This window comes from Pseudomonas sp. TCU-HL1 (genome assembly GCF_001708505.1).
GTDB lineage: Bacteria > Pseudomonadota > Gammaproteobacteria > Pseudomonadales > Pseudomonadaceae > Metapseudomonas.
On sequence record NZ_CP015992.1, the window covers coordinates 4,308,613 to 4,333,034 of the forward strand.

At 64.7% G+C, this 24,422-nt stretch carries 20 protein-coding genes and 1 pseudogene; 11 read left to right on the plus strand and 10 right to left on the minus strand.

Annotated elements, in window-relative coordinates; genetic code table 11:
* Positions 1–299: 299 nt before the first annotated feature.
* Both THL1_RS19895 and THL1_RS19900 read left to right on the plus strand, forming a co-directional pair.
* Positions 300–959, plus strand: coding sequence for a gamma-glutamylcyclotransferase (locus tag THL1_RS19895; RefSeq protein ID WP_069084846.1), 660 nt, complete (start codon positions 300–302; stop codon positions 957–959).
* 145 nt (positions 960–1,104) lie between these two features.
* Positions 1,105–1,377 carry a hypothetical protein gene (locus THL1_RS19900; RefSeq protein ID WP_069084847.1) on the plus strand — a complete coding sequence of 91 codons (273 nt, stop codon included), beginning with the start codon at positions 1,105–1,107 and terminating at the stop codon, positions 1,375–1,377.
* Positions 1,378–1,472: 95 nt separating this feature from the next.
* On the opposite strand, the gene nirD is transcribed toward THL1_RS19900, so the two are convergent.
* Both nirD and nirB read right to left on the minus strand, forming a co-directional pair.
* Entirely contained in the window at positions 1,473–1,847 is a 375-nt protein-coding gene (nirD, locus tag THL1_RS19905) for a nitrite reductase small subunit NirD (RefSeq protein ID WP_069084848.1), read from the minus strand.
* On the minus strand, positions 1,847–4,408 hold the full coding sequence (nirB, locus tag THL1_RS19910) for a nitrite reductase large subunit NirB (RefSeq protein WP_069084849.1): 2,562 nt from the start codon (positions 4,406–4,408) through the stop codon (positions 1,847–1,849). The genes nirD and nirB overlap by 1 nt, the downstream gene beginning before the upstream one ends.
* Before the next feature lie 603 nt (positions 4,409–5,011).
* Here nirB and THL1_RS19915 point away from each other — a divergent pair.
* On the plus strand, positions 5,012–9,130 hold the full coding sequence (locus THL1_RS19915) for a sulfite reductase subunit alpha (protein ID WP_069084850.1): 4,119 nt from the start codon (positions 5,012–5,014) through the stop codon (positions 9,128–9,130).
* A 322-nt stretch (positions 9,131–9,452) separates the two neighbouring features.
* Positions 9,453–9,698: a hypothetical protein gene (locus THL1_RS19920; RefSeq protein ID WP_083245952.1), complete on the plus strand. Its 246-nt coding sequence runs from the start codon at positions 9,453–9,455 to the stop codon at positions 9,696–9,698.
* 9 nt (positions 9,699–9,707) lie between these two features.
* Here THL1_RS19920 and THL1_RS19925 read toward each other — a convergent pair whose 3' ends face one another.
* The 4 genes from THL1_RS19925 to THL1_RS19940 form a co-directional block, all read right to left on the minus strand.
* A complete protein-coding gene (locus tag THL1_RS19925; RefSeq protein WP_069084852.1) occupies positions 9,708–10,379 on the minus strand; it encodes a class I SAM-dependent methyltransferase in 672 nt (223 codons plus the stop codon).
* Between the two features lie 196 nt (positions 10,380–10,575).
* On the minus strand, positions 10,576–10,785 hold the full coding sequence (locus THL1_RS19930) for a cold-shock protein (RefSeq protein ID WP_069084853.1): 210 nt from the start codon (positions 10,783–10,785) through the stop codon (positions 10,576–10,578).
* Between the two features lie 507 nt (positions 10,786–11,292).
* Complete coding sequence (gene hisN, locus THL1_RS19935; protein WP_069084854.1) at positions 11,293–12,078, minus strand: histidinol-phosphatase; 786 nt, start codon at positions 12,076–12,078, stop codon at positions 11,293–11,295.
* A gap of 42 nt (positions 12,079–12,120) precedes the next feature.
* A complete protein-coding gene (locus tag THL1_RS19940) occupies positions 12,121–13,053 on the minus strand; it encodes a LysR family transcriptional regulator (protein ID WP_069084855.1) in 933 nt (310 codons plus the stop codon).
* Between the two features lie 122 nt (positions 13,054–13,175).
* Between THL1_RS19940 and THL1_RS19945 the strand changes: the two are divergent.
* Positions 13,176–13,913, plus strand: a pseudogene (locus tag THL1_RS19945) (SDR family NAD(P)-dependent oxidoreductase); the annotation flags it as partial.
* A 62-nt stretch (positions 13,914–13,975) separates the two neighbouring features.
* Here THL1_RS19945 and THL1_RS19950 read toward each other — a convergent pair.
* Positions 13,976–14,533 (minus strand): cysteine hydrolase family protein, encoded by a 558-nt coding sequence (locus THL1_RS19950; protein WP_069084856.1) that lies wholly within the window; start codon positions 14,531–14,533, stop codon positions 13,976–13,978.
* Positions 14,534–14,638: 105 nt separating this feature from the next.
* On the opposite strand from THL1_RS19950, the gene THL1_RS19955 reads away from it, so the two are divergent.
* Positions 14,639–15,619 carry a GlxA family transcriptional regulator gene (locus THL1_RS19955; RefSeq protein ID WP_069084857.1) on the plus strand — a complete coding sequence of 327 codons (981 nt, stop codon included), beginning with the start codon at positions 14,639–14,641 and terminating at the stop codon, positions 15,617–15,619.
* Between the two features lie 118 nt (positions 15,620–15,737).
* Here THL1_RS19955 and THL1_RS19960 read toward each other — a convergent pair whose 3' ends face one another.
* Entirely contained in the window at positions 15,738–16,115 is a 378-nt protein-coding gene (locus tag THL1_RS19960; RefSeq protein ID WP_069084858.1) for a hypothetical protein, read from the minus strand.
* Between the two features lie 117 nt (positions 16,116–16,232).
* Between THL1_RS19960 and THL1_RS19965 the strand changes: the two genes are divergently transcribed.
* A complete protein-coding gene (locus THL1_RS19965; protein WP_069084859.1) occupies positions 16,233–16,889 on the plus strand; it encodes a methyltransferase family protein in 657 nt (218 codons plus the stop codon).
* A gap of 139 nt (positions 16,890–17,028) precedes the next feature.
* Here THL1_RS19965 and THL1_RS19970 read toward each other — a convergent pair whose 3' ends face one another.
* Positions 17,029–17,349 (minus strand): DUF2025 family protein, encoded by a 321-nt coding sequence (locus THL1_RS19970; protein ID WP_069084860.1) that lies wholly within the window; start codon positions 17,347–17,349, stop codon positions 17,029–17,031.
* Between the two features lie 165 nt (positions 17,350–17,514).
* Positions 17,515–18,840: an MFS transporter gene (locus tag THL1_RS19975; protein ID WP_145928347.1), complete on the minus strand. Its 1,326-nt coding sequence runs from the start codon at positions 18,838–18,840 to the stop codon at positions 17,515–17,517.
* 173 nt (positions 18,841–19,013) lie between these two features.
* Between THL1_RS19975 and THL1_RS19980 the strand changes: the two genes are divergently transcribed.
* The 4 genes from THL1_RS19980 (at position 19,014) to hppD (ending at position 24,350) form a co-directional block, all read left to right on the plus strand.
* Positions 19,014–19,928 carry a LysR family transcriptional regulator gene (locus THL1_RS19980; protein ID WP_069084861.1) on the plus strand — a complete coding sequence of 305 codons (915 nt, stop codon included), beginning with the start codon at positions 19,014–19,016 and terminating at the stop codon, positions 19,926–19,928.
* A 198-nt stretch (positions 19,929–20,126) separates the two neighbouring features.
* Positions 20,127–22,217: an LTA synthase family protein gene (locus THL1_RS19985; RefSeq protein WP_069084862.1), complete on the plus strand. Its 2,091-nt coding sequence runs from the start codon at positions 20,127–20,129 to the stop codon at positions 22,215–22,217.
* Between the two features lie 280 nt (positions 22,218–22,497).
* Positions 22,498–23,130, plus strand: coding sequence for a maleylacetoacetate isomerase (maiA, locus tag THL1_RS19990; RefSeq protein WP_069084863.1), 633 nt, complete (start codon positions 22,498–22,500; stop codon positions 23,128–23,130).
* 143 nt (positions 23,131–23,273) lie between these two features.
* Positions 23,274–24,350 carry a 4-hydroxyphenylpyruvate dioxygenase gene (gene hppD / locus THL1_RS19995; protein WP_069084864.1) on the plus strand — a complete coding sequence of 359 codons (1,077 nt, stop codon included), beginning with the start codon at positions 23,274–23,276 and terminating at the stop codon, positions 24,348–24,350.
* Positions 24,351–24,422 lie beyond the last annotated feature (72 nt).

A 24,422-nucleotide genomic window follows, 5' to 3' on the forward strand; every position in this document is an offset into this window, starting at 1 on the left:
CAAAACACGCGATTCAGTGAGTCAAAAAACCGTGATTTTTGCCTGATGTGCCCGGTGGGGGACGGGAGGGTCCGTAGAGTGGCCTCGAAGTACAGGCGCAGCATGTAATCCTTATCGCCACCGGCGATAACTCCATGAGAAATCATCCCTTTCCTTTATCAGAAAGCCATGCGCTGCTTCTGCTGAGGAAAAATGCACGGAATTCGACGACCGTCAGTTCGCCAAAGGCCCGCCACCTGATACAACAGGGGCGGGCCCTGGAATCGGCCCGAACCACCAGAGGAACCCGTAGTACTCCTATGGCCGGCAGCTCGCTCGACACGTCTTTCACGCCGTACCCACCCCTGCTCGATCAGCCGGTGCAGCTCACTCGCGCCGAATTGCTCGCCTCCCTGGACACCACCATGGCCCGCCACCGGGGTGGGCCGGTCTGGTTGTTCGCCTACGGTTCGCTGATCTGGCGGCCGGAGTGCCCGACCCTCGAGACCCGCCGCGCGCGCATCCACGGTTATCACCGCGGCCTTTACCTCTGGTCGCAGATTCATCGCGGCACGCCGGAAACCCCGGGCCTGGTGCTTGGCCTGGATCGCGGCGGTTCCTGCGCCGGCTTTGCCTACCGCCTGCCGGAAGAGCAACTGGAAGAGCACCTGTTCGCCCTCTGGCAACGAGAAATGCCCGATGCGGCCTATCAGCCCAAATGGCTCAATTGCCAGTTGACGGGCGGCTCGAAGGTGCAGGCCCTGGGCTTCGTGTTGCGCCGCAACATCTCCTGCTACGCCGGTGCCCTGCCGGATCACGTCCTGCGCCAGGTGTTTGACAGTGCCAGCGGCCACTACGGCACCACGCGCGACTACGTCGAGAAGACAGTGAGCATCCTGCGGGCCCACGCCATGCCTGATCGCAAGCTGGAAGAAGCCCTGGTGCGCTGCTGCAAACAGGGTGCGTTGAGCTTCAGCTGATCGCGCCGTGCCAAGGGCTCACGGCTTCGCGCGACATTCTCCCTACTCGCCAACACGAAGATTCGGACAAGGCGCTTGCCTTGAACCCTTACAAGGCGTCTGGGTAGCTTTCTAAGCCCTCCAGCCGCCCCGAGCGACCCCGCGCATGACGACCCCGCACCGTTTTCCCACCCTGGAAGACTTCCCCGACGACGTGCTGGATGTGCGCGCCGACTCCAGCCCCGAAGTCTGTCGCCGTCTCGGCGACTATCGATTGGTACAGGTGTCCCGCCTGATCGAGCGCCTGCGCCGCGAACAGGAAACCGGTAGCGCCGGCCACCTGCGCCAGGAGGCCCTGCTGGCGGGAATGGAAGCGCTGCTGATGGATGCCCATCTGATGTACGCCCGCGCTCGCGGGGCATTCGAGGGCAATGCGTAGTGGCATGTAGGGGGTAGGGTGCGCCATGCGCACCAAGTGCCTGCTGACCAATCACTGGTGCGCGCGGCGCACCCTACCGGCTCAAATTCGTCGCTCTATCCAAGCAACCCTATCTCCACCACATCCCCCGCAAGGCGCACCGGCCAGACCCGCAACTGTTGCTCCGGGAACTCCAGGCAGGTGCCGTCCTCCAGACGGTAATGCTGCTTGTACAGCGGCGAGGCGATCACCAGGTCGCCTCCCAGGTGGCCGACGATGCCGCGGCCAATGACGTTGGCGCCGGCCAGCGGGTCGTGGTTATCCACCGCGAACAGCTGCTGCCCCTCCGCCGCATCGGGCAGGTAGAACAGCGCAACCTGGGCGCCGTCGACCCAGGCCACCACGCCCGAATTGGGCACCAGGTCCTGGCGGGCGCACAGCGCCTGCCAGTGTTCGGATACGTCGATACGTTGTGCGCTCTGCTGGGCCATCAGACCACCTCCTCGGCTACGGGAATCAGGGTGAGCTCGGCCGCCTTCGCCGGACGGATCTGCCCACGTTCGTTGACGAAATGGATATCCGGATCGCCGCGACCATCGTTGACGAAGGTGCGGAAGCGCTTGAGCTTGTCCGAATCCTGAATGGCGTTGGCCCACTCGCACTCGTAGCGGTCCACCACCAGTTGCATCTGGGCTTCCAGCTCGGCTCCCAGGCCAAGGCTGTCCTCGATGATCACCGCCTTCAGGTAATCCAGGCCGCCCTCCAGGCTTTCGCGCCAGACCGAGGTGCGCTGCAGCTTGTCGGCCGTACGGATGTAGAACATCAGGAAACGGTCGATGTAGCGGATCAGGGTTTCGTCATCGAGGTCGGTGGCGAACAGCTCGGCATGGCGCGGGCGCATGCCACCGTTGCCGCAGACATAAAGGTTCCAGCCCTTCTCTGTGGCGATCACGCCCACGTCCTTGCTCTGCGCCTCGGCGCACTCACGGGTGCAGCCGCTGACCGCGAACTTCAGTTTGTGCGGCGAGCGCAGGCCCTTGTAGCGGTGCTCGATATCCATGGCCATCTTCACGCTGTCCTGCACGCCGTAGCGGCACCAGGTGCTGCCGACGCAAGACTTCACGGTACGGGTGGACTTGCCGTAGGCATGGCCGGTCTCAAAGCCGGCGGCGATCAGTTCGCCCCAGATATCCGGCAGCTCGTGGAGCTGTGCGCCGAACAGGTCGATGCGCTGGCCGCCGGTGATCTTGGTGTAGAGCTTGTACTTCTTCGCCACTTCACCGATGGCGATCAGTCCTTCCGGGGTGATCTCGCCAGCGGGGATGCGCGGCACCACCGAGTAGGTACCGTTCTTCTGCATGTTGGCCATGAAGGTGTCGTTGGTGTCCTGCAGCGGCACCAGCCACGGGTCCTGGATCGGCCGGTTCCAGCACGACGCGAGAATGGAACCGATGGCCGGCTTGCAGATCTCGCAGCCCACATGGCCGCGGCCGTGCTTGGCGAGCATTTCCTCGAAGGTCTCGATGCCTTCCACGCGCACCAGCGCATAGAGTTCCTGGCGGGTGTAGGCGAAGTGCTCGCAGAGGCTCTTGTCCACGGCCACGCCACGGGCCGACAGCTCGTGTTCCACCACCTGTTTGAGCAGCGCCGCGCAGCCGCCGCAGCCAGTGGCAGCCTTGGTGCAGGCCTTGACCCCGGCGACGTCGGTGCAGCCGCTGTCGATGGCCGAGCAGATCGCGCCCTTGCTGACGTTGTGACAGGAGCAGACGGTGGCGGTGGCCGGCAACGCATCGGCGCCCAGGGCCGGAGCGCCCTCGCCCGCCGGCAGGATCAGGCTGGCCGGGTCGGCCGGCAGCGCAATGCCGTTCTGCACGTACTGCAGCAGGGTGTCGTAGTAACTGTTGTCGCCCACCAGCACGGCGCCCAGGGCCTGTTTGCCGTCGGCGGAAACCACCAGGCGGCGGTAACTGGAGGTGGCTTCGTCAATGAAGCGATAACTGCGCGCGCCCGGCAATGCGCCATGGGCGTCGCCGATGGAGCCCACATCCACGCCGAGCAGTTTCAGCTTGGTGGACATGTCGGCACCGATGAAGGGGTCAGCCTCTTCGCCACACAGCTGCGCGGCAACGCTGCGGGCCATCTGGTAGCCAGGCGCGACCAGGCCGAAGATGCTGCCGTTCCACGCCGCGCACTCACCGATGGCGTAGATGCTCGCGTCAGAGGTCAGGCACTGGCCGTCGATGGCCACGCCGCCACGCGGGCCCAGCTCCAGGCCGCACTGGCGGGCCAGCGCATCCTGCGGGCGAATGCCGGCGGAGAAGACAATCAGGTCGGTTTCGAGGAAATCTTCTCCGGCGAAGTTCATCCGGTAGCGATAGTCCTCACCGGCACTGATGGACTGGGTAGCTTTTGAGAGGTGCACCCCCACGCCGAGTGCTTCGATGCGCGCCTTGAGGGCCAGGCCACCCTGGTCGTCAAGCTGCACCGGCATCAGGCGCGGGGCGAACTCCACCACATGGGCGTCGAGACCGAGGGATTTCAGCGCATTGGCCGCTTCCAGGCCCAGCAGGCCACCGCCCACGACTACGCCACGGCGTGCATTGGCCGACGCCGCGCGGATGGTGTCGAGGTCGGCCAGGGTCCGGTAGACCAGGCGCGAATCGCCTTCGGCGCCTTCGATGGGCGGCACAAAGGGATAGGAGCCGGTGGCCAGCACCAGCGAATCGTAGGCCACGCAACCATTGGCGGTGATCACTTCGCGACGCTCGCGATCGATCTCCAGCACCGGCACACCCAGGTGCAGGGTCACGCCGGGCGTCTGGTAGAGGCTGGCCTCGCTCAGGGCCAGGGACTCGGCATCGCGGCCAGTGAAATATTCCGACAGGTGCACGCGGTCGTAGGCACGCAGCGGCTCTTCGCTGAACACCTCGATGCGGTAGCGGTCCAGCGCGCCGCGTTCGATCAGTTGCTCGACGCAATGATGGCCGACCATGCCATTGCCGATGACGATCAGCGTTTGCATATCAGAAGTGGAAGCGACGTTGGAGTTCATAGGTAGCACCCGGCCCAAGCCAATCACGTTTTCTGGGGGCAAAAAAAAGCGCCTGGGACTTATCGTCCCAGGCGCCTTTGCCTGTTCATTCATGGGTGACACCGGGCCACTCTGCCTGGAGCACCTGTCAACCCGGGGAAGTGATCGCCATTGATCTGCCGGGCCGCCCGTCGCGTTGTTCACGATGGGCCTGGTCCTGCCTATGCAGTGGCTGTGCCAGTTCCGCCTACGGGCCAACGAAAGCCCCCTGCATGCAGCGCTTCGGCCTAGCGCCGGCGCGGCCTGCAGCGATTCACGCGGTCTTCCCGCCCGCCCCCTGAGTCAGTTGCGATGCCCGCCCCGCCGGGAACCAAAACGGTGCGTACGCACCCCGCGCGCCCCATCCTGAAGCCGCCTTGGGGCCGCCGAAATCCTCCGGATAATCCGCGCAAGTGCCGTCACACAATGGCTGCAAGGGAATCCGGGCAACTTGGCATGTGCCTTGCGATATCACGGGCAAGGCAATCAATGCCGATTGCCCATCCCACGACAAAGGCGCCGTGTCTCCCCCGTTACGACGGAGGGTGGCATGGCGCTTTTGCGTTTCTGCGGCAGGTGTTGGAAATGGCGAACAAGACAGTACGAAGCGTGTGCCCTTATTGCGGCGTCGGTTGCGGCATCGTCATGGAGGTGGCGGGCAACCGCGTGGTCAAGGTGACGGGCGACAAGGCGCACCCCAGCAACTTCGGCCGCCTCTGCACCAAGGGCAACACCTGCGCCCAGCCACTCGCCGACTCCGGCCGCATGGAACATGCCTACCTGCGCCACGAGCGCAGCCGCGATCCGGTGCGCACCGGCATTGACCAGGCCATCCAGGACACCGCCAGCCGCCTGCGTGAACTGCTCGACCGCCACGGCCCGGACGCCATTGCCTTTTATGTGTCCGGGCAGATGTCGCTGGAAGCACAATACCTGGCCAACAAACTGGCCAAGGGCTTCATCCGCACCCGCCATATCGAATCCAACTCGCGGCTGTGCATGGCCAGTGCCGGCAGCGGCTACAAACTCTCCCTCGGCTCCGACGGCCCGCCCGGTTCCTACCAGGACTTCGACAAGGCCGACCTGTTCCTGGTGACCGGCGCCAACATGGCCGACTGCCACCCGATCCTGTTCCTGCGCATGATGGACAGGGTCAAGGCCGGGGCGAAGCTGATCGTGGTCGACCCGCGCCGCACCGCCACCGCCGACAAGGCCAGCCTCTACCTGCCGATCAAGCCGGGCACCGACCTGGCCCTGCTCAATGGCCTGCTCCACCTGCTGCACCAGAACGGCCACACCGACCCGGACTTCATCGCCGCCCACACCAAGGGCTGGGAAGCCATGCCGGCCTTCCTCGAGGGCTACTCGCCGGAGCGGGTGGCCGCCATAACCGGCCTGCCTGAAGCGGATATCCACAAAGCCGCCCAGTGGATCGGCGAAGCGCCGGAGTGGATGAGCTGCTGGACCATGGGCCTGAACCAGAGCACCCACGGCACCTGGAACACCAACGCCCTGTGCAACCTGCACCTGGCCACCGGCGCCCTCTGCCGCCCCGGCAGCGGCCCCTTCTCCCTCACCGGTCAGCCGAACGCCATGGGCGGCCGCGAGATGGGCTACATGGGCCCCGGCCTGCCCGGCCAGCGTTCGCTGCTGGTGGACGCCGACCGCCAATTCATCGAAGACCTGTGGCAACTGCCGCGCGGCCATCTGCGCCAGGATGGCGGCAACGGCACCGTCGCCCTGTTCGAGGCCATGGGCGCAGGCGAGATCAAGGCCTGCTGGATCATCTGCACCAACCCGGTGGCCTCCGTTTCCAACCGCCGCCAGGTCATCGAGGGGTTGCAGGCAGCCGAGCTGGTGATTACCCAGGACGCCTTCCTCGATACCGAGACCAATCGCTATGCCGACATCCTCCTGCCCGGCGCCCTCTGGGCCGAGGCGGAAGGCGTGATGATCAACTCCGAGCGCAACCTCACCCTCACCCAGAAAGCCGTGGACGCCCCCGGCGACAGCCTGCCGGACTGGCAGATCATCGCCCGCGTCGCCTGCGCGATGGGCTTTGCCGAGGCCTTCAGCTACACCTCTGCCGCCGAGGTGTTCGAGGAAATCAAACGGGCCTGGAACCCCAAGACGGGTTACGACATTCGCGGCGCCAGCTTCGAGCTGCTGCGCCAGGGCCCACTGCAATGGCCCTGCGCGCCGGGCACCGAAGCCAACGCGCGCAACCCCATCCGCTACCTCAACAATGGCGTCAGCCAGGCGCTCAAGCTGGGAACCGATGGCGCACGCCCGGCCATCGCCTTCGCCACCGAGGATGGCAAGGGCGTGTTCTTCGCCCGCCCGCACATGGCCCCGGTGGACATGCCGGACGACGCGTTCCCGCTGGTGCTCAACACCGGCCGCGTGCAGCACCAGTGGCACACCCTGACCAAGACCGGCAAGGTGGTCACGCTGAACAAACTCAACCCCGGGCCATTCCTGGAAATCCATCCGAGTGACGCCAGCCGCCTCGGCATCGCTGACAAGGGCCAGGTAGAAGTGCGCTCGCGCAGGGGGCGCGCAGTACTGCCGGCCGTGGTCACCGACCGCGTGCAACCGGGCAACTGCTTCGCGCCCTTCCACTGGAACGACCTCTATGGCGAGGACCTGGCGATCAACGCCGTGACCAGCGACGCCATCGACCCCATTTCGCTGCAGCCGGAATTCAAGTACAGCGCCGTTGCCCTGGCGCCTGTGGCCCCGGCCAGCCCCCAGCTCATCCCCTTGCTAGAAGTCGAGACGGCCACGGCCAGCGCCGCGGCCGGTTCTCCGGAGGAACGCGCCGACATGCCGATCAATGCCTTCGCCCGCCTGCTGAACCTGGACACCAGCGCCGACCTCAGCCTGGCCCCCAACGAGCAGCTCTACCTGCAGGGTTACCTGCTCGGCCTGCGCAGCGAGGAAAGCCGCAGCCTGGGCGGCGTGCCCACCCTGCCCGCCAGCGCGCCCCTGGCGCCGGACACCCGGCTGCTGCTCGACGGCATCCTCGCGGGGCTGTTTTCACGTAGCTGGACGGTGGAACCAGCCCCGGCTGCCGAAGTGCAAAAGCCGCTGCTGGTGCTCTGGTGCTCACAGACCGGCAACGCGGAGACCTTTGCTGAGGCCTGCGCCGCTGCACTCAAGTCTGAAGGCCGCGCAGTGACGGTGCGCGCGATGGATGCCATCCAGCCCACTGAACTGGCCAACGCCGGCACCGCCCTGCTGATCGCCAGTACCTTTGGCGACGGCGATCCTTCCGACAATGGCGCATCGCTCTGGAGCGCCCTGAGCGCGGACAACGCCCCGTCCCTTGGCGGCCTGGACTTCGCCGTGCTGGCCATGGGCGACTCCACCTATGGCCAGTTCTGCGGCTTCGGCCGCCAGCTCGACGCCCGCCTCGAAGCCCTCGGAGCGCGACGCCTCGCCCCGCGCGTGGACTGCGAACCCGAGTACGAGGAACCCGCCAACGCCTGGCTGGCGGCCGTCCGTGCGGCACTGGCCGGCGCCAGGGTTTCGCAGCCGGTACTGGAAACCATCGGCGCGCCCACCGAGGAGGTGGAGGCTCCGGTCTACAGCCGCCAACGTCCTCTCGCCAGCCGCCTGCTGCGCAGCCCAGTGCTGAATTCCGCGGGCTCCAGCAAGGAGACCCGGCAGATTGTCCTCGACCTCAAGGGCAGCGGTCTCCGTTATCAAGCTGGCGATGCGCTGGGCGTGTGGCCGAGCAACTGCCCGGCGCTGGTGACTGAAGTCCTGACCGCGCTGGAACTGGAGGGCCACCAGACGGTGGACGTGAAGGATCAGGGCGCCATGCCGCTGGCGAGCGCCCTGGGCCGGCACTTCGAAATCGCCCGGATCACGCCCGACCTGCTGCGCTTCGTCGCCGAGCGCTCCGGCAGCGCGGAACTGGCGCGCCTGCTGGAACCCACGAACAAGGCGGAGCTGGACGACTGGCTCTGGGGCAGGCAACTGGCCGACCTGCTGCGCACCTTCCCCATCCGGGCCAGCGCGGACGAATTGCTGAGCGGCTTGAAGCGTCTGCAGCCGCGCCTCTACTCCATCGCCTCCAGCCCCCTGGCCACGCCGGATGAAGTGCACCTGACCGTGTCCACCGTGCGCTACCAGTGCGACGGGCGTGACCGGGGCGGTGTCTGCTCGGCCTTCCTCGCCGACCGCGCCGACCAGGGCGAAGTGCCCATCTTCATCCAGAAATCCGCCCACTTCCGCGTACCCGCCGACCCGCAGCGGCCGATGATCATGGTCGGCCCCGGCACCGGAATCGCCCCGTTCCGCGCCTTCCTCCAGGAACGCGAAGCCTCCGGCGCCCAGGGTCGCAACTGGCTGTTCTTCGGCGAGCAACGCGAAGCCACCGACTTCTACTTCCGCGAGGAACTGCAAGCCTGGCAGGCGTCCGGCCACCTGCACCGCCTGGACACCGCCTTCTCCCGCGACCAGGCGGAGAAGGTGTACGTGCAGCAGCGCATGCTCGAACAGGGCGCCGAACTCTGGCGCTGGCTGGAGGATGGCGCGCACTTCTACGTCTGCGGCGACGCCAGCCGCATGGCCAGGGACGTGGATGCCGCCCTCAAGGCGGTGGTGCGCGAGCATGGCGGACTAAGCGCGGCGGACGCCGAGGCCTATGTCAGTGCCATGGTTCGGGACAAGCGTTATGTGAGGGATGTGTATTGAGGGCAGGCCTGCTTGGCGAATGAATTCGCCCCAACAGAAAGAGCACGGCGATTCGACACCGCACGGACAGCCCCCTCTCCCTTCAGGGAGAGGGCTGGGGAGAGGGAAACCACAGCCCACCCCGGTGCTTTCGCGGGGATAGGACATGGCATGGCGCTCGACAATCTCAGCCAGTGTAGATAGCCATCGCAAACACGCTGCACAGGGCGCCTGGACACAGGGCCTTCTGTCGGCTTCATCGGAGAAAAACCACCACTCGCCGGAAAAACAGGCGGATAGTGAATCGACAACCCCAACGAGCCCCCCACGTCGGAGGCCCTCCATGAAAGAGCGCAATTTCCCTGCACACGTTGCCTGGAGCGAAGCGTGCATGAATGGTGATCACGCCCTGGCCTTCGTGGCCGTGCGGTCGCACGCTCCGGAAGCGGAAGCCGGTTTCCACCTCGTCTACGGCGAACATCATTTCCCGCGGCTGTCAGAGGCTGTCGCTGCGGCCGAGGACGCCCTCAACAAGCTGGTGCGGATTGACGAGAACGACGCACCGGTCTTCAGTTCAGGCGTCTGCTGAGACTGCCACCTATTGGTTGAAGCGTGCCTCGTTGCGCTGGAAATGCAGCAGCGAGCCTTTGTATGCATCGCCATTTCCCAGGGTGCAGTCCGCCCGACTTCGACTTCCCTCGTACTCCAGTTCAGCCATTTCCCGGCAGAACGACGCGCGATTGGGACGGTTGGGGTCAACGATTAGCACCTCAACCAGATCGGCCGAATGACGATCGATGAAGGTCGCAAGCACCGCCGGCTGGCCGTGCTCATAGATGACGTCGCTGCCGATGATCAGGTCGAACACGCCCAGATCGTCATCGAGGACAGACCAGTCGGCGAACTGATATTTGATCGGGCCAAGATCGTTCAGACGCAGGTTTTCATCGAGGAACGCCGGGCTCAGCGGGTGATAGTCACTGGCGGTGATATCACCCCCACGCCGGTGCACCACCAGGCTCGCCAACCCCAGGCCGGCGCCCAGCTCGAGCACACGTTTTCCTTGCAGGTCCATCGTCAGCATGGCGTGCGCCAGGACCTGGCTCGACGGCCAGACCTTGCCGAACAAGGGCCAGCTTTCCGGGGAAATTCCCAGGCGCTCGGCTACCCGTTCTGGGTCGTGATATTGCTGAAGATCGAGCAGTGAGCGGATATGGAAATCCATATCGCCTATGGATATATCCTGATATTTGACCTGATAACCAGGCATGCTGAACTCTCCAGATTATTGGGCGATGCCGCCAGGAGAGCTGCGCCGGATATTCACTGATGAAATATCGACAACGCCAGGGGGCGATGAGCAACGAATACCCGGCAAGAACTAGCAATTGAACCAAGCATTCGAAGTTTTCGGTGCGCAAAATAAAAAGCCCCGCAATGCGGGGCTTTTCGAGTCGATTAAAGTCTCAGGCTACCTGGACTTTATCCGCCTGCAGGCCTTTCTGGCCACGAACGACTTCGAAAGTCACTTGCTGGCCTTCGCTGAGGCTTTTGAAGCCGGCGCTCTCGATCGAACGGTAGTGAACGAAGAGGTCAGCGCCTTCAGCCGGAGTGATGAAGCCGAAGCCTTTTTCATCGTTGAACCACTTGACGGTGCCGGATTGACGATTGGACATTTTATATCTCCAAGATTAAACAAAATAATCCTGAAACCAGTTCAGGGGATACTGAGTTGCGAATTATTACGAATCCAGGAGATGAAACGATATCAATCAGAGCATCGAGCCAAGTATCACGGAAACAATTGCAGAACAGTGGGGCGACTATACGCGGTTCGGTCGAGATGTACAGGTTTATTTTCGGCGTGAATTAATCGCTGAGTGAATACGCTTGTTATTCATGCATTTAGCCGGGAAAAGCAGAAATAGCCGCAGCGAGGATCTGCACGAAAAGTCGTCGAGCGAAGGTCAGGCAAGGCGCAACGACCATCGGGAGTAACAGCCGAAGGCTGGCCCGACGGGCGGCCAATCGGCCGAAGAAGCGCAGTTTATGCGTTGTAAATGAGCATTCTGATCGGACTCGCGCACGAGGCCGATTTCAACGCAGCATCACGCGCGAAGCCCGCAGGCACTTTTCGTACAGAGCTAGGATGCCGGATCGCCGGCACCCCGCCCGGCACCGCATCAGCTCGTGCGCATCAGCTCCAGGATCTGCGCATGCAGGCGCGGGTCGCCGCAGGCGATGACGTCGCCGCCATTCTGCGCGTCGCCACCGTCCCAACGGGTAACCACACCACCGGCGCCCTGGATGATCGGCATCAGTGCCTGGATGTCGTAGGGCTTGAGGCCCGGGTCAAGGACGATATCCACCAACCCCAGGGCCAACATGCAGTAGGCGTAGCAATCGCCGCTGTAGCGCACCAGACGCACATCGCCGGAGAGCTTCCTGAACAGGTCGCTGTAAGGCGGCTGCAGGAAGTGCTCGGGACTGGTGACCATCAGGGTGGCGTCCGCCAGCTTGCCGCAGGCGCGGGTCTGGATCGGCCGGCCGTTGAGCGAGGCACTGGTGCCGTCGCCGATGAAGCGCTCACGGGTGAAAGGCTGGTCCATCACGCCCAGCGCCGGGCAAGTACCGTCGTTGAGGGCGATCAGGGTGCCCCAGAGCGGGATGCCACTGATGAAGGAACGGGTGCCATCCACCGGGTCCAGTACCCAGGTCCAGGGTTCCTCGCCCGCGATGTTCTCTTCCTCCTCGCCCAGCACGCCGTGGCCGGGATAGCGCTCGCCGATCAGCGCGCGCATGGCCCGCTCGGCGCCCTTGTCGGCCAGGGTCACGGGGTCGAAGCGCTCCGCTTCCTTGTTCTCCACCTCCAGCGGCAGGCGGAAGTAGGTCAGGGTTACCCGGGCCGCCGCGTCAGCCAGCTCTTCGGCGAACTCCAGGTACTCGGGAGGAAGGGTTTGATCGTTCATGGGGGCTCCAGTTCAGGAGGATCAGCAAATGTCCAGCATAGGTCAGGTGCGTAGGCTTCCCGCGAAACGCCTGTCCAATCGCTCACGCTCGACGTGTTCGATGAGAAAGTCGATGAAGGCGCGGGTCTTGGCCGGCAGCAGGCTGCGGCTGGGGTAATAGAGGGAAATGGCACCGGCATCGGCATACCACTGGGGCAACAGCCGCATCAGTTCGCCGCGCTCCAGCCAGGGCAGCACATCGGGCACCGCCAGCATCGCAACGCCGAGCCCCAGCAGGGCCACCTCGCGCATGGCGGCGGGGTCGTTGAGCATGATGGTCTCGGCCAGCGGCGCGGCCACTTCGTTGCCGGCGGCGTCGCGCAGGGTCCAGTGACGCGCGCGGCCGGTGCGCGACGAGCGCATGACAATGCCATCGAACCCGACCAGCCCGGCCGGGTCGGTCGGCAGGGTCTGCCCCGCCAGGTACGACGGTGCAGCCACGGGGATGACATGGGCCGGTGCCAGCGGGCGCGCGACTATGCCCTGGGCCAGCTCGAAGCCGCCGCCGATGGCCAGGTCGTAGCCTTCGGCGACCAGGTCAACCGGGCGGTTTTCCAGGTGCCATTCCAGACGCACCTGCGGGTAGCGCGCGCGGAACGCCGGCAGCAGCGGGAGGATGTGGGTCATGCCAAGGCTCGGCGGCATGCTCAGTTTGAGCACCCCGGCTGGCTCACCCTGGTCGTTGCCAATGGCAGCAATGGCCGCCTGAAGGGCTTCGAGGCTGCCGCCGATCGCTTCGAGGAAGCGCTCGCCGGCTTCGGTCAGCGTGAGCTTTCGGGTGGAGCGCTGGAACAGGCGCACACCGACGTTGCGCTCCAGTATCGCGACGTTGCGACTGACCGCGGCGGGGGTCAGGGCAAGGCGGCGCGCGGCGGCGGAGAAGCTGCCGGTCTCGGCGCTGCGCACGAATGATTCGAGGTTGGCGAGGGTTTCCATCGGCCAACTTTATAGCAACACTTGAAAATCATTCAAACAATTACTCACTAATCAAAGAACAATCCGCAGGGGATAGTGCTTCCACACACACCAAACCCGGAGCACACCAACATGACCCCCCCCTCCCTCTCGCCGGCAAGGCAGCCCTCGTCACCGGCGGTTCCCGTTCCATCGGTGCCGCCATCGCCAAGCGCCTGGCCGCCGACGGTGCCGCCGTCGCTATCACTTACAGCGCCTCGCCCGACAAGGCTACCGAAGTGGTTCGCGCTATCCAGGCAAACGGCGGCCGCGCCGTCGCCATCCAGGCCGACGCCGGCGACCCGGCCGCCGTACGCGCCGCCGTAGCCGAAACCGTGGAAGCCCTCGGCGGGCTCGACATCCTGGTGAACAACGCCGGGCTCGGCCTGGGCGGCGCCATCGACGAAATCCCCTTCGAGACTTACGAGCGCATGCTGGCGGTCAACGTCACCGGTGTGTTCGTCGCAACCCAGGAGGCCGTGCGCCATATGCCGGCCGGTGGTCGCATCGTCCATATCGGCTCGTCCATGACCCACTACGCGGCCTTCCCCACCGCTTCCCTCTATACCCTGACCAAGGGTGCCATCGCCGGCTTCAACCGCAGCCTGGTGCGTGACCTCGGCCCGCGCGGCATCACAGTGAACACCGTGCACCCTGGTCCCACCGACACCGATATGAACCCGGACGGCGGCCCGGTAAGCCAGATCGTCGGCCCCGGCATCGCCATCGGTCGTTACGGCAAGCCGGAAGAAATCGCCCATGTGGTGGCCTTCCTCGCCAGCCCGGAAGCGTCCTTCGTCACCGGCGCCGACATCATTGCCGACGGCGGTTTCACCGCCTGACTCCAGGCCGCCAGCCTCGATCGGCACGGCCTGGTCGTCGTCATGCAGGATCGGCGATGGAGTCACTGCCCCTGCTGGTCGAGGTACTCGTCAGTGGAGATCACGTTGGCGTAGGCGAAAGCCAGGGCGGCCATGAAGGCGCCGTGGACCTGTTCGGCGGGGACGACCTTGCCGTTGAACTCCAGGTCCCGCGTGGCGCAGGCATCGTGGATCACCGTGACCTCGTAGCCATAGTCAGCCGCCGCGCGGGTGACGCCGTCGACGCACATGTGGCTCATGCTGCCGACCACAGTCACCTTTTCCACGCCGTTGCTGTCGAGGATGTCCTTCAGCCCGGTTTCGCGGAAGGCGTTGACGAAGTGCTTGAGGACGACGGGCTCGCCAGGCGCGTTCAGCACCTTGGGATGGATGTGCGCCCCCTCCGTGCCGGGGCGGAAGAAGGGAGCGTCCGGACTGGTGAACTCGTGACGGATGTGTACCACCAGGTCGCCGGCCTCGCGGGCACCGGCGATGATCCGGACCGCCTTGTCGGCCGCGGCGTCCGCGCCGTGCAGCGTCCAGAGGCCACCGGGGAAATAATCGTTCTGAATGTCGACTACGATGACGGCTTGCTTGCTCATGATGTTCACCTCGGGTTGTGGGAGTGGAGACGTGGAGCCTAAGGTGAACCTCCCGGCGCCGGATGAGGATCGGCGCAACCGACAAAATCGCAGGAAAAACTGACAATGAAGACCATGCTGGAGATCGGCCTCCTGCTCTATCCCGGTGCCCAGCTCGCAGCGGCCCACGGCCTCTCCGACCTGTTCACGGTGGCCAATCGCATGGCCGCCGAGCACGCCGACGCCGACCTTCCACTCTTGCGGGTGCGTCACTGGACAGCCGACGAGGACGGCGAAATCCACTGTTCCCACGACAGCCACCCAGGCGCCGAGAGCCAGCCCACGGTGGTGGTGGCGCTGCCCTGCATCGGTGCGCTGCCTCCCGCCGAAACCCTGCAACCCTTCGCCAACTGGCTCAGCCGCCAGCATGCAGCGGGCGTGACCTTGAGTTCGGTATGTGCCGGGGCCTTCGTACTGGCGCAAACGGGCCTGCTCGCCGGTCGGCCGCTGACCACCCACTGGAGCCTGGCCAGGGACCTGGGCGAGCGCTACCCGGAGGTGAAAGTGGATGCCGATAAACTGGTGGTGGACGACGGCGATATCATCACCGCCGGCGGCGTAATGGCCTGGACCGATCTTGGCCTGACCCTGGTGGATCGACTGCTGGGACCGACCATCGCCGCCAACACCGCGCGTTTCCTGGCGCTCGACCTCACCCGTCACTCCCAGCAGTATTTCCGCCGTTTCACCCCGCGCCTCACCCACGGCGACGAGGCGGTGCTCAGGGTGCAGCGCTGGCTGCAACGCCAGGACGCACGCCACGTCAGCCTGCCCGTCATGGCCGCCGAGGCCGGGCTGGGCGAGCGCACCTTCCTGCGGCGCTTCCAGCAGGCCACCGGCCTGCGCCCCACCGAGTACTGCCAGCAGCTGCGCGCCGCCAAGGCCCGTGAACTACTGGAACTTACCAACCGCTCGGTGGACCAGATCGCCTGGGAAGTCGGCTACCAGGACCCGGCAGCGTTCCGGAAGGTGTTCAACAAGATGGTCGGGCTCTCGCCCACGGATTACCGGCGGCGGTTTGGGCGGCGGAGCCTGGGGGAATCGTGAGGCTTTTCTACTGTGGAGCGAATTCATTCGCTAAGCAGACCGCAGGTCTGCCCTGCAATTGCAAAGGGGGCGGCTGCGCCGCCTTTAGCGAATGAATTCCCCCACAACAATTTCCAGGTCAGCGCATATGCTCTTCACCACACCCCCAACCCTCACACGCTTCTTCGTCCATCACCCGTTCCCTATCCCGCACCTCGGCATCCCGGTACACCCCCAGCGCCGGGTCGAAGGTGCGAATCAGCACCTGCGGCTTTTCGGTGCTGACCCGAGGTAGCTGGGCGTCGCGGAACGGGTGGTAGTCGGGCACCACCACGAAGGGTTGTGGCGGCAGGTCGGCAAAGGGCTGGGGCGGCGGCGAGACATAGGGTTGCAGCGAACGGCTGGGAGCGTACGCGGTTCCCAGGTAGGGGCCGAGCCCGTAGTACGAGTCGCCATAGCCGGCGGCCCAGGCGCCTGAGGTGACCAGGGCCAACAGCAGGATTCCGCGGCGTCCCATCACGGCGCCCTCCACGGTGAATCCCCCAAGGTATTCAGTTATAGCACCGTGCTCCGCACCCGCCGCGAGCCCGGCGGTCCAATGCCTTGTCGACGCAGCTCGAAGAGGTGATGCGCCATGTCCCGGTCCAGCCTGCTGCTCATCACGCTTGCCAGCACCTTTGCCTATCTGGGTCTGACCATCCTCGGCTGGGGCGGACTCGGCGCGTTCTTCAGCCATCCACCGCTGGTGGCGTTGACCCTGGTGCTCTTCGCCCTCACCTTCCTGGCACCTTTCTCCGGCGGCAACCTCAGCAGCGGCATCCGGGAAGACCGCCGCAATCGCTGGGTGCTGGCGGTATTCGGCGTCATCGGCGTGCTCAGCGCCTTCCTTCCGGCCTACACCGATCGTCTCGATGTCTGGACCTTTGGCGGCAATGGCGTGCGTTGGCTGGGTGTGTTCCTGTTCGCCGCCGGCGGTGCCCTGCGTCTGTGGCCGGTGTTCGTGCTGGGCAACCGCTTCAGCGGCCTGGTCGCCATCCAGCCCGGTCACCAGTTGGTGACCGACGGAATTTACGGCCTGATCCGTCACCCCAGCTACCTGGGTCTGATGGTCAGCTCACTCGGCTGGGCCCTGGCCTTCCGCTCCGGCGTCGGCCTGCTGCTGGTAGCGCTGACCCTGCCGCCGCTGCTGGCCCGTATCCATGCAGAAGAGGCGATGCTGCGCACCGAGTTCGGCGAGGAGTACGAGGCCTACTGCGCACGCACCTCGCGGTTGATTCCCGGAGTCTACTGAGATCCTCGGCCCTCGCGGGCCTTGATGCAGTTGCGCCCCCTGGCTTCGTAGAGGCCCTGGTCGGCACGCTCGACCAGGTGCCGGGCGGCGTCGATGCGCGCCCGCTCGACAAATTCCGTCAGGGTGGAACCGGCCCACGTCAAAGCCGCCGGCGCTCCGCGCTGATCTCCGGCAAGTCCGTGCGGCGCAGGTAGACCAGCAGCGCGTCGCACAGGTTGAGGCGGTCGTTGATGTTCTGGTCAAGCAGGATCTGCAGGCACTCGCGGCTGAGGGTCATCAACTGGTCGGTTCTTGCTGCCCAGACGAACTCGCAGGCCGGAATGATGCTGTCGTCCGGCACGTCCATGCCGAACGAGTCTTCGCTGAAACGGACGATGTACTTGCCCAGCTTGCGGTTGAAACCGACGAATCCCTTGAGGGCGTCGGCGGCGTTGCAGATGTCGGCGGATGTGATGCTCATGCTGTACTTCCCTGGTCGTATCGAAGCGGGTTGTGCACGCATGAAAGGCGGGAATGTTCCCACTCTGACCGGTGGGTAGGCGGGCATTCTGCCAGTCCCGGTTGCCAGCGGTGGGAGGCGTGTTGTCGCACCCCCTGGGCCGCCAGGCGGCCCAGGGTGAAATCATCAGTGCGCCGGCTGGACGATGGCGTTGCCCGGCAGGGCCGGCAACCGCGCCAGGTGCAGCGCAACGGCTACCGCCAGCACCAGCAGCCCGCCGATGAACAGGCCGACGCCCTCCCAGCCGTAGTGGTGCCAGAACAGGCCACCGAGTGTGCCGGCCAGGCTGGAGCCGACGTAGTAGCTGAACAGGTAGAGGGACGAGGCCTGGCCCTTGGCGCGCTGGGCGCGGCGGCCGATCCAGCTGCTGGCCACCGAGTGGGCGCCGAAGAAGCCGAAGGTGAAGATGGCCATGCCGGCCAGGATCACCCCCAGCGGGCTGAAAAGGGTCAGCACCAGGCCGCCCAGCATCAGCAGGATGGCCGCCCAGAGCACCTTGCGCCGCCCCAGCTTGTCGGCCAGGGAACCGACCCAGGCCGAGCTGTAGATACCCGAGAGGTAGACCACTGAAAGCACGCCCACCAGGGCCTGGCTCATCTGGTAAGGCGCGGCCAGCAGGCGGTAACCGATGTAGTTGAACAGGGTGACGAAAGCGCCCATCAGCAGGAAACCGGTGAGGAACAGCCAGGGCAGGCCGGCGTCACGGAAATGCAGGCGATAGCCTTCCAGCAGGGTGGACGGCTTGAGTGGCGCCGGGCGGAAATGCCGGGACTCGGGCAGCACCCGCCAGAACACCAGCCCGGCCAGCAGCGCCAAGCCGCCGAGCACCGCCAGTGCCGCATGCCAGGAAACGAAATCCACCATCACGCCGCTGATCAGGCGCCCGCTCATGCCACCAATGGCGTTGCCGCCGATGTACAGCCCCATGGACAAGCCGAGGTGGTGCGGATGGATTTCCTCGCTCAGGTACGTCATGGCAACGGCGGCCAGGCCGCTCAGGGCCAGCCCCACCAGGGCGCGCATGACCAGCACGCCTTCCCAGGTCGGCATGGCCGCGCTGGCCAGGGTGAAGAGCGCGGCGGCAATCAGCGAGACGACCATCACCGGCTTGCGGCCGATGGCGTCTGACAACGGGCCGGTAACCAGCAGGCCGAGGGCGAGCATGACGGTGGACACCGAGAGCGCCAGACTGCTCTGGGCGGCGGTGATGGCGAAGGCCCTGGACAGCACCGGCATCATCGGCTGGATGCAGTACAGCAGGGCGAACGTCGCGAAGCCGCCGGAGAACAGCGCCAGCGAGGTACGCATGAACTGCGGCGTGCCCTTGCGGATGTAGGTGGGGAGTTCAGGATCATTGGCGGCGGCGTCCGGCAGCGCTTCGGCTGGGTCACGGGCCGCCTCGCTAAACGCAGGCTCGTCTTCGGTCTTGAGTACTGCCAGGGGTTTGCTCACGGGGCACCTTTAAGCGTTTGCGGCGAGCAGGCACAACGAGGCCGTGCCGCCTTTAACAGGGGCTGGAAAATTCGTTGTTGGGGTTATGGGGCGAAGGATAGCGAGCGGTTTATATTATCTCCAATATATTGTTCGACACATTTGATACACAAAAGATATCAATAGGCCGTCCTATGGAATTGAGACACCTGCGCTACTTCATCGCCGTGGCCGAGGAACTGCACTTCGGTCGCGCCGCCGAGCAACTGGGCATCTCCCAGCCGCCCCTGAGCCAGCAGATACAGGCACTGGAAGAGGAAATCGGCGCGCGCCTACTGGAGCGCACCAATCGCCGGGTGGAGCTGACCGAAGCCGGTCGCCGCTTCCTCGACGAGGCCCGCCAGGTCCTGGTGCAGGTGGACAAGGCCGTGCAGCTGGCGCGCCGCGCCCACCGGGGCGAACTGGGCGAGCTGAAGGTGGGTTTCACCTCCTCGGCGCCCTTCACCTCCAGCATTCCCCGCAGCATCCACGCCTTTCGCCAGGCCTACCCGGACGTACACCTGGAACTCACCGAGGGCAGCAGCGCCGAAACGGTCAAGGCGCTGCTGGAAGACAGCCTGCAAGTGGGGGTGATCCGTCCCCTGAACCTGCCGGATAACCTGCTGGCGGTGGAACTGTTCAGCGAACCGCTGGTGGCCGTCCTGCGCGCCGACCATCCACTGGCTGCCGGCAGCGAGGACGGCATCCCGTTCAGCGCCCTGGCCGATGAGCCCTTCGTGTTCTTCCCGCGTACATTCGGCACCGGACTCTACGACCAGATGCTCGCGCTTGCCCGCGAAGCCGGCTTCACACCACGGGTCGCCCAGGAAGCCAGCGAAGCCATGACCATCATCGGCCTGGTATCGGCCGGGCTTGGGGTGTCGGTGCTACCCGCCTCCTTCCGCCGGACCCGCGTCGATGGCGTGGTCTATCGCACCCTGCTGGACCCGGGCGCCACCACCGCCGTCTGGCTGGTACGCAAGCGCAGTGAGCGCTCGCCCCTGGCGCTGTCGTTCATTGAACTCGTAACCCGCGAAGCCGCTGCCATCCGGGAACGCAGGGCCGAGTGAAAAGAGGGCTGGCCCGACAGGGAACCCACCCTGCCCTCCCCCATTCGACGTTTTCTTCACATGTCCTCTGGCAATGTCCCTCGCTTTCGGCAGCGCCAACTGGAACCAATGTGCCATCAGGTGATCTACTTACCCCCGGCATCGTTAACCTCCACAGGTGCCGTCCCGTCTTGAGTACACCAATGGATGCTTGATCGCATGACCGCACAGGAACCCGTAGCCACCCGGCAGTCCTCGTTCAACCTGGACCGCCCCACCGTCAAGAGCCACCTCACCTTCACCCTGTTCAGCGCCTGTGCGCTGCTGGTGATGTACAGCCTGCTGCGGCTGGCCCTGCTGGTGTACAACAGCGACCAGATCGGCGACAGCCCGGCGTCTGTCTTCGTCGAGGCCTTCTACAACGGCCTGCGTTTCGACCTGCGGGTCGTCGTGTTCGCCTGCGTTCCCCTGCTGCTGTCCCTGCTCAGCGTCCATGCCATGGCCGCCCGTGGCCTGCACCGGATCTGGCTGACTCTCTTCGCCAGCCTCACCCTGTTCCTCGGCATCAGCGAACTGGACTTCTACCGCGAGTTCCACCAGCGCCTGAACAGCCTGGTGTTCCAGTACATGCAGGAAGACCTGGGCACCGTTGCCAGCATGATCTGGAACGGCTTCCCGGTCGGTCGCTACCTGATCGGCTGGGCCCTGGCCACCGCCATGCTCTACCTGCTGTTCCGCAGCCTGGACCTGCTGAGCCGTCCGCGCGCGTCTGTCGCCGCGAGCATCCCGCCCACCAGGCGCACCACCGCCCCCTGGTTCAGTCGCGTGGCGATCTTCATGGTCTGCCTGGTAGTCGCGATCGTCGCCGTCCGTGGCCATCTGCGCCAGGGCCCGCCGCTGCGCTGGGGCGACGCCTTCACCACCGACTCCATGTTCGCCAACCAGCTCGGCCTGAATGGCACGCTGACCCTGGTGGACGCCGCCAAGAACAGCTTCTCTTCCCATCGCGACAACGCCTGGAAGGCCACCCTGCCCGAGGATGAGGCGCTGGCCAGCGTGCGCGAAATGCTGTTGACCCCCAACGACAAGCTGGTGGACGCCGACACGGCCGCCATCCGCCGCGATTTCACCCCGCCGGCCGAAGGCACGCTGCCGATCAAGAACGTTGTGGTGATCCTGATGGAGAGCTTCGCGGGCCGTTATGTCGGTGCCATGGGCAGCCCGGAGGGCATCACACCCTACTTCGACAATCTGGCGAAGGAAGGGCTGCTGTTCGACCGTTTCTTCTCCAACGGTACCCACACCCACCAGGGGATGTTCGCCACCATGGCCTGCTTCCCCAACCTGCCCAGCTTCGAGTACCTGATGCGCACCCCCGAAGGCGCGCACAAGTTCTCCGGCCTGCCGCAGTTGCTCAGCGCCCGCGACTACAACGACCTGTACGTCTACAACGGTAACTTCCAGTGGGATAACCAGTCCGGCTTCTTCAGCAACCAGGGCATGACCCGTTTCGTCGGCCGCGAAGACTTCGTCAATCCGGTGTTCATGGACCCGACCTGGGGCGTGTCCGACCAGGACATGTTCGACCGTGGCGCCGCCGAACTGGCGAAGATGCCCACCGACAAACCTTTCTATGCCCTGCTGCAAACCCTCTCCAACCACACGCCCTATGCACTGCCGACCGACCTGCCGGTTGAGCGGGTGACCGGTCACGGCGCCCATGACGAGCACCTGACCGCCATGCGCTATGCCGACTGGGCCCTGGGCCAGTTCTTCGAAAAAGCACGCAAGGAACCCTACTTCAAGGACACCCTGTTCGTGGTGGTCGGCGACCATGGCTTCGGCAGCGACAAGCAGCTCACGGAAATGGACCTGTTCCGCTTCAACGTACCGCTGCTGCTGATCGGCCCCGGCGTGCAGGAAAAGTTCGGCAGCCTCAACCACAACGTCGCCACCCAGATCGACATCGTGCCCACCATCATGGGCCGCCTCGGCGGCGAAGTGCGCCACCAGTGCTGGGGCCGCGATCTGCTGAACCTGCCGGAAAGTGATCCGGGCATCGGCGTGATCAAGCCCTCGGGCAGCGACCAGACGGTGGCCATCGTCAGCAGCGATCGCATCCTGATCCAGCCCAAGGACTTCCCGGCGCGCCTGTACCAGTACCAGCTGGGCGCCGATGCCAAGGCCGAACGCATCCCCGGCGACAGCGACCCACGGCTGCAGAAATACCTGGAAGCCTTCCTGCAGACCGCCACCGGCAGCCTGCTGAACAACACCGCAGGTGTTGAAGACAGCAAGCACAACCAGTGATGAACCTGGCCCCGCTCAATGCGGGGCCTTCTTTTTGTGGGCTCCATTGTGGGAGCGAATTTATTCGCGAAAGGTCGCGCAATGGTCCTCCGCCACCCCAGTCGGGCCTGCGGCCCGATTCGAGATTAAAATCGCTCCTGCACGGCACTCTTCACCCATAGCGTCGTGCTTGACACCATCGGTCGAAGCGAACAAATTACGCAAAGTGTAAATTGATTACGAAAATAACAACGCCGGCATCCGGAGCCCTCCCCGGACCGCCAGCCGCCGAGTGATTGCCATGGACCTCTACACCTATTACCGCTCCACGTCCTCCTACCGGGTGCGCATTGCCCTGGCACTGAAAGGACTGGATGCCCAGCACATCCCGGTGAACCTGATCCAGGACGGCGGCCAGCAACACACACCCGAATACAAGGCGGTCAATCCCCAAGGCCGCGTACCCAGCCTGCGAACCGACGACGGTCAGGTGCTGATCCAGTCCCCCGCCATCATCGAGTACCTCGAAGAACGCTTTCCCCAGCCGGCCCTTCTTCCGCACGACCTCGAAGCACGTGCCCGCCAGCGCGCCGTAGCCGCCATCATCGGTTGCGACATCCACCCGCTGCACAACGTCGCGGTGCTCAACCGCCTGCGTGGCCTGAAGGTGGAGGAGAGCGAGGTGATGAACTGGATTCGCCACTGGATCGCCGAAGGCTTCAACGCAGTCGAAGCCTTGATAGGCGATGAGGGGTTCTGCTTCGGCGAACCGGGCTTGGCCGACGTCTACCTGCTACCGCAGGTCTATGCCGCACGCCGCTTCGAACTGGACCTGTCACACTATCCAAAGATCGCCCGGGTAGAACGCCTCGCCCTCAAGCATCCGGCGTTCATCCAGGCGCACCCCGACCAGCAAGCCGACAAACCGGCCTGAGGCCACGCCCATGAGAAGCCTCGGATTCAAAGTCACCATCGGCGACTACCTCGCCCGCAGCGTACGCGGCATTTCCTGCGCGCCACCAGTTGCCACCTCGCATTGACCTATAACTTCCAATCAAATGCTTGAGGTGCCAAAAAATGGCTGACATCTTCGAAAACCCCATGGGCCTGATGGGCTTTGAATTCATCGAATTCGCGTCCCCCACCCCCAATACCCTGGAACCCATCTTCGCCATGATGGGCTTCACCAAGGTCGCGACCCATCGTTCCAAGGACGTGCACCTGTATCGCCAGGGCGAGATCAACCTGATCCTCAACAATGAGCCCAGGAGCCAGGCTGCCTACTTCGCCGCCGAGCACGGTCCGTCCGTCTGCGGCATGGCCTTCCGCGTGAAGAACGCCCACCAGGCCTATGCCCGCGCCCTGGAACTGGGTGCCCAGCCCATCGAGATCCCCACCGGCCCGATGGAACTGCGCCTACCGGCGATCAAGGGTATCGGCGGCGCGCCGCTGTACTTGATCGACCGTTTCGGCGAAGGCTCCTCGATCTACGACATCGACTTCGAGTTCATCGAAGGCGTCGACCGCCACCCGCAAGGTGCCGGCCTGAAGATCATCGACCACCTGACCCACAACGTGTATCGCGGCCGTATGGCCTACTGGGCGGACTTCTACGAGAAGCTGTTCAACTTCCGCGAGATCCGCTACTTCGACATCAAGGGCGAATACACCGGCCTGACCTCCAAGGCCATGACCGCGCCGGACGGCATGATCCGCATCCCGCTGAACGAAGAGTCCTCCAAGGGCGCGGGCCAGATCGAAGAGTTCCTGATGCAGTTCAACGGCGAAGGCATCCAGCACGTGGCCTTCTTCACCGACGACCTGATCAAGACCTGGGACGAACTCAAAGCCTTAGGGATGCGCTTCATGACCGCGCCGCCGGCCACCTACTATGAGATGCTCCAGGGCCGCCTGCCGGACCATGGCGAACCGGAAGGCGAGCTGCAATCACGCGGCATCCTGCTGGACGGCACCACCGAAGGCGGCAGCAAGCGCCTGCTACTGCAGATATTCTCGGAAACCCTGATGGGCCCGGTGTTCTTCGAGTTCATCCAGCGCAAGGGTGACGACGGTTTCGGCGAGGGCAACTTCAAGGCCCTGTTCGAATCCATCGAGCGCGACCAGATTCGCCGTGGCGTACTGAGTACCGAATAAGTCACCAATCGCTGCGAAAAACCCGGCTTCTGCCGGGTTTTTCATTTTTACTGGCCCTGTGGGAGATTCCAT